Raw genomic sequence first — 16,910 nt, 5'->3', positions numbered from 1 at the left:
CCGCCTCCAGTCCGGCGGCAGGGCCGGGGCGGAGGGTCGCGAGCCTGGATCCTTGTCGTTTTTATGGGCGAGGAGGCGGCACTTGAGCAACCTGCTCTTGCTGACCAACGCGTTGGAACCCTCCGATGAAGTCCTGCCCGCGCTGGGGCTGCTGCTGCACTCGGTGCGCGTCGCCCCGGCGGAGGCGTCCGCGCTGATCGACGCTCCGCCCGCCGACGTGGTGATCGTCGACGCCCGCCGCGACCTCGTGCAGGCCAAGAGCCTGTGCCGGCTGCTGCGGACGACCGGGCTGGACTGCCCCCTGCTCGCGGTCGTCACCGAGGGCGGCCTGGCCGCGCTGAGCCCCGAGTGGGGGCTGGACGACGTTCTGCTGCAGACTGCGGGCCCCGCCGAGGTGGAGGCGCGGCTGCGGCTGGCGGTGGGCCGCGCGGCGGCCGCGGCCGAGGCCGACGACGTGCCGGGGGAGATCCGCAGCGGCGATCTGACCATCGACGAGGCCACCTACACCGCGCGGCTGCGCGGCCGGGTGCTCGACCTGACCTTCAAGGAGTTCGAGCTGCTGAAGTACCTCGCCCAGCATCCGGGGCGGGTCTTCACACGCGCGCAGCTCCTCCAGGAGGTGTGGGGATACGACTACTTCGGCGGCACGCGCACGGTGGACGTGCACGTCCGGCGGCTGCGCGCCAAGCTCGGCGCCGAGCACGAGTCGCTGATCGGAACGGTCCGAAACGTCGGCTACCGCTTCGTTCCGGACCACCGCCCGGGGGAGTCCGAAGAACCCGCCCCCGTCCGCTCCTGACCCCGTCGCGACCTCGTCCTGACCTCGCGGCACGGCGCGCCCCTCGAGGAGCGCGCCGACCGCTCCCGGGCCGGCGGCCCCGCAGGCCGGGCGCCCCGCCGGTCAGCCGAAGCGGCCGGTGATGTACTCCTCGGTGGCCTTCTGCTCGGGCTTGGTGAAGATCTTGCTGGTCTCGCCGATCTCGATGAGCCGGCCGGGCTTGCCGACGCCGGCGATGTTGAAGAACGCGGTGCGGTCGCTGACCCGGGCGGCCTGCTGCATGTTGTGCGTGACGATGACGATCGTGTACCGGCTCTTCAGCTCGGCGATCAGGTCCTCGATCGCCAGCGTGGAGATCGGGTCCAGCGCCGAGCACGGCTCGTCCATCAGCAGCACCTGCGGCTGCACGGCGATCGCGCGGGCGATGCACAGCCGCTGCTGCTGACCGCCGGACAGTCCCGCGCCGGGCTTGTTCAGCCGGTCCTTGACCTCGTTCCACAGGTTGGCGCCCTTGAGCGACTCCTCGACGATGTCGTCCAGCCGGCTCTTGCGGCGCACCCCGTTCAGCTTCAGCCCGGCGGCCACGTTGTCGTAGATCGACATGGTGGGGAACGGGTTGGGCCGCTGGAAGACCATGCCGACCACCCGCCGCACCGCCACCGGGTCGACGTCCGGGCCGTAGAGGTCCTCGTCGTCCAGCAGCACCTTGCCCTCGACGCGGGCGCCGGGGATCACCTCGTGCATCCGGTTGAGGGTGCGCAGGAACGTGGACTTGCCGCAGCCCGAAGGCCCGATGAAGGCGGTCACCGAGCGCGGCTCGATGGTCATCGAGATGTCCTCGATGGCGTGGACGCCGCCGTAGTAGGCGTGCAGTCCGGACACTTCGATCCGCTTGGCCATGGGGGATTCGCTCCTATCGGGTCTCGTGCCGCGGTCGGGGCGCGCGGCGGGGTCGCGGTCGGGGCGCCGCCCGGCGGGACGGTCAGCGGCTCACCGTCCGGAACATCCGCGCGAGCAGCCGCGCGCCCAGGTTGAACAGCATGATCAGCAGGATGAGCACCAGCGCGCCGGTCCACGCCCGGTCGATGGACGCCTGGTTGGGGTCGCCGGCCTGCTCCCAGATGAAGGTGGGCAGCGCGGCCTGGGGCCCCTCGAACGGGTTGGTGTTGATCGCCTTGGTGAAGAAGATCGTCAGCAGCAGCGGGGCGGTCTCCCCCATGACCCGGGCGACGGCCAGCATGACGCCGGTGACGATGCCGGGCAGCGCGGTGGGCAGCACGACGAAGCACACCGTGCGCCAGCGCGGCACGCCCAGGGCGTAGGAGGCCTCCCGCAGGTCGTTCGGCACCAGCTTGAGCATCTCCTCGGTGGCCCGCACCACCGTGGGGATCATGAGGATGGTCAGCGCCAGCGACCCGGCGAACCCGGAGAAGCCGAACCCGAGGGTGAGCAGCCACAGCGCCAGCACGAACAGCCCGGCGACGATGGACGGGATGCCGGTCATCACGTCGACGAAGAATCCGACCGCCCGCGCGAGCCGGCCGCCGCCCCCGTACTCCACCAGGTAGACGGCGGTCAGCACGGCGATCGGCACGGCGATCGCGCTGGTGAGGGCGACCTGCTCGAGGGTGCCGACGATGGCGTGGTAGGCGCCGCCGCCCTCGTCGCGTCCGCCGACGCCGTTCATGGAGTAGTAGAAGAACGTGCCGTCCAGCCGCTCCAGTCCGTTGGAGAGCACGGTCCACAGCACCGACAGCAGCGGCACGACGGCCAGCGCGAACGCCAGGTACACCAGCGCCTGGACGATCCGGTCCTTGATCTTGCGTCCGGCGGAGACCGCGCCGATCGAGCCGCCGAGCGCGGGCCGGTCGCCGGAGGGGGTCGTCAGGGTGCTCACGCGTCCTCCTTGCGGCGGGCGACGACGGCCCGCGCCGCCATGTTGACGATCAGGGTGATGACGAACAGCACCAGCCCGGAGGCGATGAGCGCGCCGCGGCCGGTCTCGGTGGCCTCGGCGAAGCTGTTGGCGATGTTGGCGGCGAAGGTGGTGCCGCCGTCCTCGAGGATGTGCCAGTTGATGCCGGGCACGAACGTCAGCACCATGGCCACGGCGATCGTCTCGCCCATGGCCCGGCCGAGGCCCAGCATGGCGGCGCCGATCATGCCGGACCGGCCGTACGGCAGCACCGCCAGCTTGATCATCTCCCAGCGGGTGGCGCCGAGCGCCAGCGCCGCCTCCACGTGCGCCCGCGGCACCTGGAGGAACACCTCGCGGGAGATGGACGAGATGATCGGCAGGATCATGATCGCCAGCACCACGGACGCGGTGAAGATCGAGTTCTTGCCGGGGCTGTCGCCGCCGAACAGCGGGATCCAGCCGAGCGCGGAGTTGAGGAAGCCGCTCACGCCCTCCATGCGCGGCGCCAGCACGAGCAGGCCCCACAGCCCGTACACGATGCTGGGCACCGCCGCCAGCAGGTCGACCAGGTAGCCGAGGGGCCCGGCCACCGACCGCGGCGCGTAGTAGGAGATGAACAGCGCGATGCCGATCGCCACCGGCGTCGCCATGGCGAGCGCCAGCAGCGACGAGACCACGGTGCCGAACGCGAGCTGGGCGATGCCGAACCGCGGCGGCTGAGCGTTGGGATTCCACTCCTCGCTGGTGAGGAAGGCGGCCTCGTTCTTCTGCAGCGCGGGGATCGCCTTCCAGATCAAAAAGACCGCGATGGCCGCCATGAGGGCCAGCACGAGGATCCCCGAGCCCCGCGCGGCCGAGGCGAAGATCTTGTCGCCGGCGCGTCCGGTGCCGATCGCCGCGTCGCGGACGCGGCCGCCGGCCGCCGCGGCGGTCGTGCTGACGCCCGTGTCGGTGGTCACGGGGACTCCTCCTTCACTGGACTTCGGCGCACCCCATCGGCGCAACCCAGGCGTGCCCCGCCGCCGAGGTCGCCGGCGGCGGGGCTGCGGTCGCTGGATTCGGGGCTCAGGAGAGGGCCTTGACGGACGCCTGCACCTTGCTCAGCACCTCCTGCGGGACGGGCGCGTAGCCCACGCTGGTCAGCACCTTCTGGCCGTCGGCGCTGGAGGTGTAGGTGAGGAAGGACTTGACGAACTTCGCCTGCTCGGCGGGCAGTCCCCTCTCGCACGCGATCTCGTAGGTCACCAGGACGATCGGGTACGCGCCGGGCGTCGTGGTGGCGTAGTCGAGCTCGAGGGCGACGTCGTTGCCGGTGCCGACCTGCTTGGCGCCCGCCAGGGCCTTGGAGGCGCTGTCGGCCGACAGCTCGACGTACTCGCCGGCACCGTTCTTGATCTTGACGGTCTGCAGCTTCAGGTTCTCCGCGTACGACATCTCCACGTAGGAGATGGCGCCGGCGGTGCTCTTCACCTGGCTGCTGACGCCGTCGGACTTGGCGGCGCCCTGCCCGGCCCCGATGGACGGCCACTTCTTGGCGGGCTCGGCGGTCCACACGTCGGGCGCGGTCGCCTTGAGGTACTTGGTGAAGTTCTCCGTGGTGCCGGACTCGTCGGACCGGTACACCGGCTTGATCGGCGTGTTCGGCAGCGAGGCGCCGGGGTTCTCCTCGGCGATCGCCGGGTCGTTCCAGTTCTTGATCTTCCCGGTGAAGATGCCGGCGACGGTCTGCGGGGACAGCTGCAGACCGTCCACGCCGTCGAGGTTGTAGATCACGGCGATCGGGCCGACCACCATCGGCAGGTTGACGGCGTTGCCGCCCTGGCAGCGCCGCTTGGCGGCGGCGGCCTCCTCGGGCTTGAGCGCCGAGTCGGATCCCGCGAAGGCGACCTGGCCGTCGGTGAACGCCTTGATGCCCGCGCCCGACCCGCTGGGGTTGTAGTTCAGCTGGGTGCCGGAGCACTCGGCCGTGTACTGCTTGACCCACTCCTCCATGGCGTTCTTCTGCGCGCTGGACCCGGCCGCGTTGATCGTGCCGGTGGCGCAGTCGATGTCGCCGGTGGGTGCGTTGCTCGCGGTGGCGGTCGTGTTGTCGTCGCTGCCGCACGCGCTCAGGGCGAGAGCCCCGGCGACCACCACGCCGCCCAGGGCGGCCAACCGAGAACCGTGTTTCACCGGTCGAATCTCCTCTTAGTCGTCGGGCGGCGCCCCCCGTTCTGGTCTCACCCGACCACCCGCCCCGTCGCGTCCGCCGGCGCGCCGGCGGATCGTCCGGGCCCATGGGGTCACCGTCGCGGGAGAAGTTAGGCAGAGGAGGTGTCCAGTCACCCTGGAGAAGGTGAACGACAGGTGAACCGGGTCAGGCGAAGTCAAAAAGACTGCCTCGACTGGGCATGGACGGCGGGTAAACGCCGCAGGCCGCGGCGATGGATTCGCCATGCGGAACGGCCGCCGGGCGTCCGGCGAGGACTGCTACGCGCCGTACATCACGTCCACGGCATACCGAGCGAAACCCAGCGATTCGTACAGGCGCACGGCCGCGGTGTTCGACTCGTCGACGTACAGCATGAACTCGGGGACGCCGCGGTCGCGCAGGTGGCGCAGGCCCGCCACGGTGAGGGCCCGGCCGAGGCCGAGGCCCTGCGCGGCGGGGTCCACGCCGACGACGTACACCTCGCCGACCCCGTCCGGGTGGATCTTCGTCCAGTGGAAGCCGAGCAGCGCGCCGTCGCGTTCGGCGAGGAAGAAGCCGTCCGGGTCGAACCACGGCTCACGCTCGCGCTCCAGCACATCGTCCCGGGTCCAGGCGCCCTGCTCCGGGTGGTCGGCGAAGGCGCGGGCGTTCACCCGCAGCCACGCGTCCTCATCCTGGCCGACCCGGAAGACGCGCAGCCGCACGCCGTCCGCCAGGCGCGGCTCGGGCAGCGGGTCGGCGGCCGGACGGCGCATCTGGAGCAGCGCGCGCACGCGCGCCATCCCCTCGGACGCGGCCAGGCGCGCGGCGGCGGGCAGGTCGCCGTGCGCCCATACGCGCAGGGAGCCGCCGGCCTCCTCGCGCAGCGCCCGCAGCAGCGCCCGGCCGTGGCCGCGCCGCCGGTGGTCGGAGTGGACGACCAGCTCGGCGGAGGCTCCCTCGTCGCCGGTCGCCGGGTCCAGGTGCGCGTACGCCACGACGGCGCCGTCCGCGGCGATCGTCAGGGCGCGGGGGTCGGCGGGTCCGCCCGCCGCGCGGTCGGCGCGGCGCAGCCACAGCCGCGCGTGCTCCGACAGCGGCCCCACGCCGTCGTGCTCCTCGGCCGCCGCGACCAGCGCCGCGACCTCGGCGATCTCCCTTTCCGCCAGCGTCGGGCGCACCGTCACACCGCTCATGATCACAGGGTATGCGGCGCGGTGGGCGGTTCGTCCGTCCCGCCCGGCCGGAGGGGACCGCCTGCGAAACCGTCATGGAAACGTCACTCAGCAGCCTGTACCTGGACGTCCCGCTGGCTTACCGTGCCCGGCATGATCCGACGACGTATCACCCTGGCCTGCGCGCTGGCGGGCCTGGCGGTGGGCGTGGCGGCGCAGCCTGCCGCCGCCCGCCCCGGGCCCTCCGCCCCTGTGCGGCTGCTCGCGCTCAACGACTTCCACGGCAACCTCGAACCCCCCTCCGGAAGCTCGGGAACGGCCGTGGACGAGAGCGGCGCGTCCGTCCCCGCCGGCGGCGCCGCCTACATCGCCGCGCACCTCAAGCGCCTGGCCGACCGCAACACCCTCACCGTCGCCCAAGGCGACCTGATCGGCGCGTCCCCGCTGATCTCGGCCGCCTACCACGACGAGCCCTCGGTGGAGTTCCTCGGCAAGGTCGGCGTGACCGCCTCCGCCGTCGGCAACCACGAGTTCGACGAGGGCTACAAGGAACTGCTGCGCATCCAGAACGGCGGCTGCCACCCCGAGGACGGCTGCTCGCCCGCGGGGCGGTGGAAGGGCGCCCGGTTCGACTACCTCGGCGCCAACGTGCTGAAGGAGAAGACCGGCAAGCCGGCCATCCGGCCGTGGACGATCCGCCGGATCAACGGCGTGCGGGTCGGGTTCATCGGCGTGGTCACCAAGACCACCCCGTCGATCGTCACCCCGTCCGGCGTCCAGGGGCTGCGGTTCGACGACGAGGTCGCCGCCGCCGACCGGGCCGCGCGCGAGCTCAAGCGGCGCGGGGTGCGCGCCATGGTGCTGCTCGTCCACGAGGGCGACCAGACGCCGTCCGGGCAGCGGCCCGACGCGTGCGGCGTGACCCCCGGCGCGGGCACCCGCATCGCCCGCGACGCCGACCCGGAGATCGACGTGGTGCTGGCCGGGCACACCCACCAGCAGTACGTGTGCTCGGTGAAGGACCCCGCCGGGCGGCCCCGGCTGTACTCGTCCGGGTCGTCGTTCGGCCGCGTGGTGACCCAGGTCGACTTCCGCGTGGACCGCCGCACCGGCGACGTGGTCCGCTCGTCGCTGAGGGGCGACAACCACGTCGTCACCCGGGACGTGCCGCCCGACCCGGCGATCGAGAAGTTCGTCCAGACCTGGAAGGAGCGGGTGTCGGAGGTCGCCAACAAGCCGATCGGGCGGATCACCGCGGACCTCACCCGCACCCCGTCCCCGGCCGGGGAGACCGCCCTCGGCGACGTGATCGCCGACGCGCAGCTGGCGGCGATGAAGGACCAGGGCGCCCAGATCGCGCTGATGAACCCGGGCGGCGTGCGCGCCGACCTCACCTACGCCGCGTCCGGCTCCGAGGGCGACGGCGTGGTGACCTACGGCGAGGCGTTCGCCGTGCAGCCGTTCAGCAACGTCATGGGCGTGGTGACGCTGACCGGCGCCCAGCTCGACCGGCTGCTCGAACAGCAGTGGACGTCGGCGGGCGAGAAGATCCTCCAGCCGTCGGCCACGCTGCGGTTCACCATCGACCGCTCCAAGCCGATCGGCGACCGGGTCTCGGACATCACGGTGGACGGGCGGCCGGTGGACCCGGAGGCGACCTACCGGGTGGCGGCCAACAACTTCCTGCTCGGCGGCGGTGACGGGTTCACCGTGTTCACCGAGGGCCAGGACCTCGTGCTCGGCCCCGTCGACCTGGACGCCTTCCAGGCCTACCTCGAGGCCAACTCCCCCATCTCCCCGCCTGCGCTGGACCGCATCTCCGGCCAGTGAGACGCATCGGGCGGGGCCGCTCCGGCACGCTGCCCCGCGTGCTCGAAGCGGCCCCGCCCGCAAGCCGGCCCCGCGCCGTCCCGCCGCGGCGCGCTCGGACGCACCGATGAGTCCGGCGCGGCGGTGACGGAAGGCCGAGGGGCGCCCGGGATCAGGCGCCGAAGAAGTGGACGATCCAGTAGACGACGGCGGCCACGGCCGCGGCCATCGGCATGGTGAGGACCCAGGCGGTGACGATGTTGCCCGCCACGCCCCAGCGGACCGCCGACAGCCGCTTGGTGGCGCCCGCCCCCATGATCGACGAGGTGATCGTGTGGGTGGTGGAGATTGGAGCGTGCCAGACGTAGGCGGTGGCGTAGAGGATCATCGACGCCGTCGCCTCGGCGGCGAAGCCCTTGGGCGGGTCCAGCTCGATCACCCGGCGGCCCAGCGTCCGCATGATCCGCCACCCGCCCGCGTAGGTGCCCAGCGACAGCGCGCCCGCGCACGACACGATCACCCACAGCGGCACCGTGTCGCCGGTGGAGTGGCCGGTGGTGACCAGCGCCAGCACGATGATCCCCATGGTCTTCTGGGCGTCCTGCAGACCGTGCCCGAGCGCCATCGACGCCGCCGACAGCGACTGGGCGACGCGGAAGCGGCGCCCCACCCGGCTGGGGTGCGCCCGCCGGAAGATCCACAGGATCGCCACCATCACCAGGTACGCCAGGCAGAACCCGACGACGGGCGACACCACCATCGGGACGGCGACCTTGTCGACGACGCTGCTCCAGTTCACCGACGAGGCCGAGGCCAGCCCGGCGCCCACCACGCCGCCGATCAGGGCGTGCGAGGACGACGACGGCAGCCCGAAGTACCAGGTGATCAGGTTCCAGGTGATCGCGCCGAGCACCCCGGCGGCCACCACGGTCAGGCCGTGCAGCCCGCTCGGCGGGGTGATCACCTCGCTGACGGTCTTGGCGACCTCCACGCCCAGCAACGCGCCCACCATGTTCATGACGGCCGCCATCAGCAGCGCCGCCCGCGGCGTCAGCGCCCGCGTCGACACCGACGTGGCGATGGCGTTGGCCGCGTCGTGGAAGCCGTTGGTGTAGTCGAAGATCAGCGCCACGGCCACGACCAGCATCAGCACCGCCGTCTGGGCGTCCTGGCGCAGGCCGAGCGCCCCGGCCAGCATGACCGCGACGACCCCGACCGGCAGCAGCAGCCAGAACCGGTGCGGCCCCCGGCGCACCTGCTCCGCCAGCGAAGGCTCAGAGCCCGGTTCGGCCTCCTTGGCGGCGAGCGCCGCCTCCGGATTGCCGACCGCGCTCATGATTCCTTGACCGCGATCGTCTCGACGGTGTTGGCCACGTGCTCGAAGGCGTCGGCGGCCTCTTCCAGCCGGTCGATGACCTCCTTGAGCTTCATCACGGTCAGCGCGTCGTAATCGCCGCCGAACAGGGTGGCCAACAGCTTGCGGTAGACCTGGTCGCCCTGGTTCTCCAGCCGGTTGATCTCGATCCAGTACTCGTTGAGCTCCTTCATCGAGCGCAGCCGCGGCATGGCCTCGGCGGTCAGCTCGGCGGCCCGCTCCAAGACCTCCACCATGTGCACGATGCCCTTGGGGAACTCTTCGATCTTGTAGAGGACGACGAGGTCGGCCGCCTCCTCCATGGCGTCCATGACGTCGTCGATGGTGGAGGCCAGGCGGTAGATGTCCTCGCGGTCGAACGGCGTGATGAACGTTTCGTTCAGCCGACGCATGATCGCGTGGGTGGACTCGTCGCCCGCGTGCTCGCAGGCGCGGAGCTTCTCCGCGATGCCTTCCCGATCGGCGCCGTCGCTGATGAGCTCCACGAGCAGCCTGGCACCTGTGACCAGGTTGTTCGCCGAATCGGCGAACATGTCGTAGAAGCTGTCCTCACGCGGCGTGAGACGCAAGCGCACGTCGTACTCCTGAAGTGCCGGAACGGTCCGCTGAGGATCGTAGGGGCAACCAGCGGTAAAAAGAACCTCGCCCCCCCTTCGCCTGCCGGTCCCCATCCTCTCACCTGGAAGATGCCCGAGATCAAGAGGTGCACACCCCCGCCAGAGGGCCCCCAACTGGGCGGATGGATCGTTCCGGGGCCGCGGACGGGCGGGCGCGGCGGCCCGGAGCACGGCCTCCGCGTGAGATTGGTTACACCCCGGTTTCGGCGAATCGTCCGATGTCGTCCTCAGCGCGGGGCGGCCCCGCCCCGACCCATGGCGGCCCCAGGCCGACGGGGCGCGGCTCGCGGCACCCGCTCCGGACACGGATGCGCCGGGGCCGCCCCGCGGCCCCGGCGCATCTCCGGTCTGCGGTGGCCCGCCCCCGTGCGGGCCGGTCCTGCCTAGTCCTGTGGCGTCAACTCGCGACGACCGCTTTCGTCGGGACGGAGGCCGAGCACCACGTCGATCTCCGCCAGCGTCAGCGGCCGCTCGGCGGCCGCGACCGCGCTGAGCATCTCGGCGTAGAGCTCGATCTCGTCCAGCGCGACACGGTCGTGGACGCGCAGGTCGACATCTTGCTGGCGCACCGCGTCCACCTCCGTTCGTTCCCCGCACCCACCGTCGAGGCTACGCGTCCGAGCCCTGGCGGCACATGACCCAAGCGGGCCATTCCGGGGCCACTCTCTTTGCCCGGTCTTCCCCTGGACCACAGGGATGATGCGCAACATTCCCCACCAATCCGCCCCATTTCCGGACATGCGGGCGGGTGACGGGGGCATGGTCATCCGCCGGGGCGCAGGTCCCCCATCATCCGCTGCAGCGGCGTCTCGGGCAGGTCCCGGACGGTGAGCCGGGCCACGGTCGCGGCGTTGACGTCGACGCCCGCCAGCCGCGCCGCCTGCCGGGCCACCGTCTGCTCGAACAGCTCGCGCACCGTCCGGGCGTAGGCGAACGACGGGTCCTCGCGCAGCCGCTCGAAGCGCGCCAGCAGCTCGACGCGCAGCTCCTCGTCCAGGACGTACAGGTCCCGCTCGGCGTAGTCCTGGAACAGCCGCACCAGGTCGCGGTCGTCCATGCCCTCGAACTCGATGACGCGGCCGAACCGCTCGCGGAACGCGGGGTTGCCCGCCAGGAAGCCCTCCATCTCGGCCTCCGGGCTGGAGCAGATCACCATGAACCGGTCGCGGCGCTCGGCCATGCAGCGCATCAGCTCGTTCACCACGGCCGGGGCGCGGTCCAGCCGGTAGGCCTCCTGGATCAGCAGCACGCCGCCCATGGCCTGCTCCACCATGGCCTGCACGCGGTTCTCGGCGTCGACCGCGTCCCGTCCGGCCAGATGGACCGGGCGGCACGCCACCACGTGCCCGGCGTCCAGCAGTCCCAGCGCCGCGTAGATGCCGCCGACCAGGCCGGCCACGGTCGTCTTGCCGCTGCCGGGCGGCCCCACGAAGATCAGGTTGTGGTCGACCCGGCCGCGCACCCCGTGCCGGGCCCGCTCGGCCGCGATCTCCGCCTCCTCCAGCAGCTCCCGCACCGCCTCCTTGACGCCGTCCAGCCCGTACAGGGCGTCGAGCCGCCGCAGGTAGCCGTCGACGTCGCCGGGCGGACGCAGCGCGGGCTCGATGTCCTCGGCGACGCCCGCGAAGTCCTCGGCGGTGAGCACCAGCCGGTCCCGGGACGCGCCGCCCGCCCGCTCCAGGTGCCGCTGGCACGCCTGGTCGAGATACGCCTCCACCAGGCGGGCGTTGACCAGGTCGCCGGGCCCGCGCAGCCGCTCGAGGTCCTCGCGGGCCGCCTCCAGCGCGGACGCCCCGAGCGTGACGCGCCGCTCCTCGGCCAGCACGTGCAGGAGCGTCATGCGGCGCTCCAGCCCGGTGAGGTCGGGCAGGCGGAACACCCGGAACACCTCGACCAGCGCGGGGTGGTCCTCGCGCAGGCGGCGGAACGCGCGGGGGTCGCAGGTGGCGATCAGCGCCGCGCCCGCGGCCGGGCTCAGCCGGGTGCGGCGCACGGCGGCGACCACCGACGCCGGGTCGGGGGCCGCCTCGATCGCGGCGTCCAGCCGCTCGAACAGGATCGTCGGGCCCGGCCGGACCAGCAGGTCCGCGGTGCGTTCGGCGGGCGCGTCGCGGACGTCCTCGGCGTCGACGGCGCGGATGGCGCCGTCGCCCAGCCCGGCCTCGGCGAGCGCGAGCGCGATCATCCGCGCCAGGCGCCGCTGACCGGTGTGGGGGCTGCCGACCAGCAGCACGTTCGGCATGCCGGCTCCGGACGCCGCTCCCCCGTCCACGCGTGTCGCCTCGTACGACGACGGATGGTCGACACGTGTCACCGGGGCGCCGCCGGGATGGTCCACGCGGGTGGCATCCGCCTCCAGGTCGCCGGGCCCGGCGGCCTTCCTCCCGGTCCGCTGTTCGACCTGTGCGCGCAGCTCGTCGAGCAGCTCGCCCGCGTCCTGCGTGCCGCACACGAAGCTGATGCCGTAGCGCTCCAGGACGCGCCGGTCCTCCGAGACGCGCGGCGGGGGGATCTCGTGGACGGGGCGCTCCGGCGACGGCGTGTCCTCGAGGAAGTCGAAGCTGCCGACCATGGTCTCGGACATGATCCGCGTCCCGGAGCCGACGGAGTCCCCGTCTCCGTCCCCGGACGGCCGCGGCGGCTCCTGGTGCCGGCCGTCCTCGCCCTGAAGGTCGTCGTCGCTGAGGATGCGCGTACGGGGCGGCCCCTGCGGCGCAGGCTGCTCGGCCTGCATGGGCGGCCCCTCAGGGGCGGGCGGCTGGGCCGCCGCCTCACCAGGCGACGGACCGACGGCACCAGGAGACGGTGCACCCGGCATCCCCGGACGCTGAAAACCAAGCGCCGTGTAGGGCGGAGCCGCACTCCCCATCTGCGGCTCACCAGGCGACTGGCCGGCCTCAGCCGCCTCGTACTGCTGCGGCCAGGCAGGCTGCGGTTCCTGGGACGGCCTGTCCGGCGACTGCTCGGGGGCGCCGTAGCCCGGCATGTCGTGGACTCCCGCAGCGCCCCCTGAAGGACCGCCCTGGCCAGGCGGACGGGCGGGACCAGCGGCGGGACCGGGCATGCCGGGACGCTGGAACCCGAGCTCGGTGTACGGCGGCATCGCGTTGTCGACGCGGTCTCCCTCCTCCCCCGCGGCCAACGCCGGGGGCTCAGGAGGCGCATAGGCCATGTTGGGGGCAGGCTGCATCTGGTCGATGCCGCGCCGTTCTCCCCGGTCGGCATGGGCGGGCGGCTGCACGAACGGCCGGTCGGGCCGACTCGGCCCGGTGAGACGCTCTGACCCCGCCCCCGGGGGAAGACCCGGTTGGGCCTGCGAACTCGCGGGGGTCATGGGGCCGAAGGACGGCGGCGGACTGAAGGACGGGTCATGCGACGGTTCCGCCGGGGACGACGACGGCGCCGCCGTGGGCGCCCCCGCCGTCGCGCGCACGCGATGCCGTCCGATGATTCTGGCGATGACCGCGTTCGGCACCGGGAAACCGCGGGGACGCGCGGGCATCCCTCCGGCCAGCCTGCACCACGCCAGATCCAGCTGGTACATCGCGGCCAGCAGGGTTTCGGCGTCGTCCCCCTGGGACGCCGCCGAACGCAACGGCTCGCGCAGGCGCAGGTCCTGGGGCCACAGGCGGCGCAGCGGATGGCCCTGCTGGTCGAGCACCGCCTGCACCGTGTACCGGATCTCCGGGTCGAGCCAAGGGATGATGTTCGCGGCCACGTCCCGGCGGACGACGTTCAGATCCGCGGCCAGCAACGCGGCGGCCACCAGACGCGGCTCGATGTAGGCCGGGTCGGTGGGCTGCCCGACAAGGTGCGCCACGACCTCGGCCAGGTTGTAGAAGGCGTGGCGGAAGTTGTCGCCCGGCGAGCTCTCGTCGCGCAACGCGGGCACCAGATGCGTGGGGCAGCGGGTGAGCCACTGCTGGACGAGGGCCTGGTCGCCGTACGGCAGCACGTCGTAGTCGACGGTGGGATTGCTGAGCGTCGCCTCGAGGATCGCCAGCAGCGCGTCGGCGCGGACCTGGAAGCGCGGGTCGTCGCGCAGCGCGCTCGCCACCGCCCACATCGTGCGCAGGACGACGACGGCCGCGTCCACCCGGCTGGCCCGGAGCCGCTCCGCATACAGCCCGGCCAGCGACTCCAACGGCGGGGGCGTGAACCAGCGCGGCCCGTCCACCTGCGGCAGCGGCTTGGCGCGGTAAGGACGCCACAGGTCGAGCAGCTTGTCGTCCATGCGCGCGTCGAACACGGGCGCGGGCGCGCACCACAGCATCACGCCCCAGGCGGCGGCGACCGTGGACGGCGTCTGCGGAGTGAACTGCCGCCACTGGTGCGGGTACTCGACGACGGGCAGCGCGGCGGCGGCCTCCACCGTCGAACGCATCCGCGACGTCAGTTCGGGCAGAAAGGAGCGCCGGATGAACGGCTGCGCCTTAGGCGCCTCATAGGAGAAGTCCGGCCCCGCCGGGATGACGTGGGGCGGCAGCGAAAGCATCGGCCCGACGCCTGCGTACTGGGCGGGACGCGCCGCCATGCGGACCTGCGGTGTGCGCGGCGGGGGGCACAGGTACCACTGGCCGTCCGACGGGTGCAGGCGGTACCAGCGCGCCCATGCCCCGAACAGCCATCGGGTGCCGTCCGGTAGGACCAGCACCCGACAGCTGAGGGCGTGTTGACGCTGCTGGGGAGGGGCCGACGCCCACCACCCGGCGGCCACCATCGCCCTCGTGTCGCGCTCGGCCGCCGTGAACGGATCGTCCCCCCTCGGGGGGCTGGGCGGCGGAGCACTGCCATAGCCCGGTCCCCACACCACGCCGTCATCGTAGTCAGCATGGGGGCGCCGCCACCGCCCGACGAATGCCGTCGAGTACCGAAACGGCAGGCCAGAGCCGCCTCAGCGTACGAAACCGAACCCGGCGGGACCGACAGCGCGGAAACAGGGGCAGCGCAGAGAAAAAGGAGTAGGGCCGCTCACTCCCACGTGGCGGTGCTGTGCCTGCGGGCCTTCTCCATGTACGTGTCGGGCGTGTACTGCAGGACGAGCCTGTCGTCGTCCGTGAGCTCCCGGACGACCTTGCCCGGCACCCCCGCCACCAGCACCCCGGACGGGATCTTCTTGCCCGGCGGGACCAGCGCCCCGGCCGCGACCAGGGTGCCCGCGCCGATCCGGGCGCCGTTCAGCACGATCGCCCCGATGCCGATGAGGGAGCCGGTCTCCACGTGGGCGCCGTGCACCATCGCCTTGTGCCCGAGGCTGACCCGGTCCTCCAGCACGGCCGGCATGCCGGGGTCGGCGTGCAGGCAGCTGAGGTCCTGGATGTTGCACTCGTCGCCGACCACGATCTCCTCGTCGTCGCCGCGCAGCACCGAGCCGTACCACACGCTCGACCGCCGCCCGAGCGTCACCTTGCCCACGACCACCGCGCCGGGCGCCACCCACGCCTCCGGGTGAATGCGCGGCGCGTCCTCGCCCAACGTCCCGACATACCTCTTGGCCTCGCTCATGCCGCCGATGGTAGGCCCCTCCCGTCCCGGGACCGGTGACGCGGCACCTCGGACAAAGCGGGAGAATTCCATGGAAGCCGTCGGCGCGCCGATGCGGCGCGGGGCAAGAAACCGCAGCGAGACTAGGCGTTTCGGTTGCGCGAATGGGGTGGAGCGGACAAGAGTCGAACCTGACGTTCCCTACCCATAGCGACGTCGCGCCCCGCCCCTCACGACGCGTGAGGACGAAGCAGCCCGTGCAGTCCCCGAACCCGACGGGGTGACACCCCGGCGACGACCCCCCAAGGCACCATGAGCAACGAAGCGGAAATCCTGCCGAACCTCCTCCGCGAGGAGAACTTCGAGATCGTCATGCGCGGCTACAACCGCCGCCAGGTCGACGAGTACATCGCGCGCAGCCAGCAGAAGATCCAGGAGCTGGAGGCGCGGCTGGCCCGCGCCCTGGACGACGTCGAGCGCACCCGGCGCGAGATGGCCGAGCTGCGCGAGTCGCGCAAGCCCACCGGCGACGACCTGTCCGACCGGCTCCGCCAGATCATCAACCTGGCCGAGGACGAGGCCAAGGACAAGGTCGCCCAGGCCGAGGCCAAGGGCGCCGAGATCCGCAAGGACGCCGAGAACGAGGCCCGGCGGATCATCGACGACGCCCGCGCCCGCGCCGACCGCGACGTGACCCAGGCGCAGGAGAAGGCCGAGCAGGTCCTGGGGGCGGCCAAGAAGGAGGCCGACAGCATCCTGTCGGCCGCCAAGTCCGAGGCCGAGCAGACGGTCACCAGCGCCCGGCTGGAGGCCGAGCGGACGCTGACCGCCGCCGAACGCCGCGCCAGCGTGATCAACGAGGGCGCCACCGCGCGGCTCAACCAGCTCACCAAGAACCACACCCAGGCGCTGCAGCGGCTCACCGAGATCAGCGAGACGCTCAACCGCCTGCTGACGGCCGAGAACGAGGCCGGGCCGCTGGAGAAGATGGTCGACGACGCGGTCAAGCCGGTCACGCCGCAGCGCAAGCAGCCCGCCCCGGCCGCCGCGTCCTCCCAGGCCAAGGCGCCCGCCGCCAAGGCCCCGGCGTCGGCCCCCGCCGCCAAGCCCGCCCCCAAGCACGCCGCGCCGTCCGCCGGCGGCACGAGCACCGGCACCGCCAAGCACGCCGCCCCGTCGCCGGCCCCGTCGCCGGCCCCGTCGCCGGCCCCGTCGTCGGCGCCGTCCTCGGCGCCGTCCGCTTCGGCCCCGTCGTCCCCGTCGGCTCCTTCGTCCCCAGCGCCCGCCGCGCCGCCGCTGAAGAAGACCGACCCCGACCCCACGGTCGTGGACGCGCCGGTGCCGCCGCAGGCCAAGGCCGCCCCGCCGCCGCACTCCCCCACCCGGGCGGACGACTCCGCCGCGCGGCCCGGCGGCCCCGCGCCCGCGCCCGGCCCGGGCCAGGTGCCGCCGCAGACAGGGCGGGGCCCGCTCGACCAGGGTTGATCCGCCCCGCCGAGAGGGTCCGGGACGCACCGGAACACGGCCTCCGCACCAGGCGCGTCGCACAGTCGCAACGGCGCTCCGCTGCTCGGCGGGGCGCCG

Annotated in this window: 13 protein-coding genes; 3 read left to right on the top strand and 10 right to left on the bottom strand. The window is 72.7% G+C overall.

What is annotated here, in order from left to right:
- Positions 1–82 precede the first annotated feature (82 nt).
- On the top strand, positions 83–799 hold the full coding sequence (locus tag AR3_RS00345; protein WP_067906700.1) for a winged helix-turn-helix transcriptional regulator: 717 nt from the start codon (positions 83–85) through the stop codon (positions 797–799).
- A 102-nt stretch (positions 800–901) separates the two neighbouring features.
- Here AR3_RS00345 and pstB read toward each other — a convergent pair whose 3' ends face one another.
- From pstB to mshD, 5 genes are all read right to left on the bottom strand, one after another.
- Positions 902–1,678: a phosphate ABC transporter ATP-binding protein PstB gene (pstB, locus tag AR3_RS00340; RefSeq protein ID WP_067906698.1), complete on the bottom strand. Its 777-nt coding sequence runs from the start codon at positions 1,676–1,678 to the stop codon at positions 902–904.
- A gap of 82 nt (positions 1,679–1,760) precedes the next feature.
- Positions 1,761–2,675, bottom strand: a complete 915-nt coding sequence (gene pstA / locus AR3_RS00335; RefSeq protein WP_083950777.1) for a phosphate ABC transporter permease PstA — start codon at positions 2,673–2,675, stop codon at positions 1,761–1,763.
- On the bottom strand, positions 2,672–3,655 hold the full coding sequence (gene pstC / locus AR3_RS00330; RefSeq protein WP_067906696.1) for a phosphate ABC transporter permease subunit PstC: 984 nt from the start codon (positions 3,653–3,655) through the stop codon (positions 2,672–2,674). The genes pstA and pstC overlap by 4 nt, the downstream gene beginning before the upstream one ends.
- 106 nt (positions 3,656–3,761) lie before the next feature.
- Positions 3,762–4,868, bottom strand: a complete 1,107-nt coding sequence (pstS, locus tag AR3_RS00325) for a phosphate ABC transporter substrate-binding protein PstS (RefSeq protein ID WP_067906694.1) — start codon at positions 4,866–4,868, stop codon at positions 3,762–3,764.
- 297 nt (positions 4,869–5,165) lie between these two features.
- Positions 5,166–6,062, bottom strand: a complete 897-nt coding sequence (gene mshD, locus AR3_RS00320; protein WP_067906883.1) for a mycothiol synthase — start codon at positions 6,060–6,062, stop codon at positions 5,166–5,168.
- Positions 6,063–6,194: 132 nt separating this feature from the next.
- On the opposite strand from mshD, the gene AR3_RS00315 reads away from it, so the two are divergent.
- Positions 6,195–7,871 carry a bifunctional metallophosphatase/5'-nucleotidase gene (locus tag AR3_RS00315; protein WP_067906881.1) on the top strand — a complete coding sequence of 559 codons (1,677 nt, stop codon included), beginning with the start codon at positions 6,195–6,197 and terminating at the stop codon, positions 7,869–7,871.
- A gap of 151 nt (positions 7,872–8,022) precedes the next feature.
- Here AR3_RS00315 and AR3_RS00310 read toward each other — a convergent pair whose 3' ends face one another.
- The 5 genes from AR3_RS00310 to AR3_RS00290 form a co-directional block, all read right to left on the bottom strand.
- Positions 8,023–9,186 carry an inorganic phosphate transporter gene (locus tag AR3_RS00310; protein ID WP_432705404.1) on the bottom strand — a complete coding sequence of 388 codons (1,164 nt, stop codon included), beginning with the start codon at positions 9,184–9,186 and terminating at the stop codon, positions 8,023–8,025.
- Positions 9,183–9,800, bottom strand: coding sequence for a DUF47 domain-containing protein (locus AR3_RS00305; protein WP_067906692.1), 618 nt, complete (start codon positions 9,798–9,800; stop codon positions 9,183–9,185). Before AR3_RS00305 ends, AR3_RS00310 begins: the two co-directional genes overlap by 4 nt.
- 425 nt (positions 9,801–10,225) lie before the next feature.
- Positions 10,226–10,411, bottom strand: coding sequence for a hypothetical protein (locus AR3_RS00300; protein WP_067906876.1), 186 nt, complete (start codon positions 10,409–10,411; stop codon positions 10,226–10,228).
- A 194-nt stretch (positions 10,412–10,605) separates the two neighbouring features.
- On the bottom strand, positions 10,606–14,496 hold the full coding sequence (locus tag AR3_RS00295) for an AAA family ATPase (protein WP_067906690.1): 3,891 nt from the start codon (positions 14,494–14,496) through the stop codon (positions 10,606–10,608).
- Positions 14,497–14,813: 317 nt separating this feature from the next.
- A complete protein-coding gene (locus AR3_RS00290; protein WP_067906688.1) occupies positions 14,814–15,347 on the bottom strand; it encodes a gamma carbonic anhydrase family protein in 534 nt (177 codons plus the stop codon).
- Positions 15,348–15,638: 291 nt separating this feature from the next.
- Here AR3_RS00290 and AR3_RS00285 point away from each other — a divergent pair, with 291 nt between their 5' ends.
- Positions 15,639–16,811 carry a DivIVA domain-containing protein gene (locus tag AR3_RS00285; RefSeq protein ID WP_083950775.1) on the top strand — a complete coding sequence of 391 codons (1,173 nt, stop codon included), beginning with the start codon at positions 15,639–15,641 and terminating at the stop codon, positions 16,809–16,811.
- The last annotated feature ends 99 nt before the right edge of the window (positions 16,812–16,910 follow it).

Origin of the sequence: Actinomadura rubrobrunea NBRC 15275, from assembly GCF_001552235.1 — a bacterium.
Classification (GTDB): domain Bacteria; phylum Actinomycetota; class Actinomycetes; order Streptosporangiales; family Streptosporangiaceae; genus Spirillospora; species Spirillospora viridilutea.
Note: the sequence above shows the minus strand (reverse complement) of the source record. Positions and strands in the feature narration are given on the sequence as shown.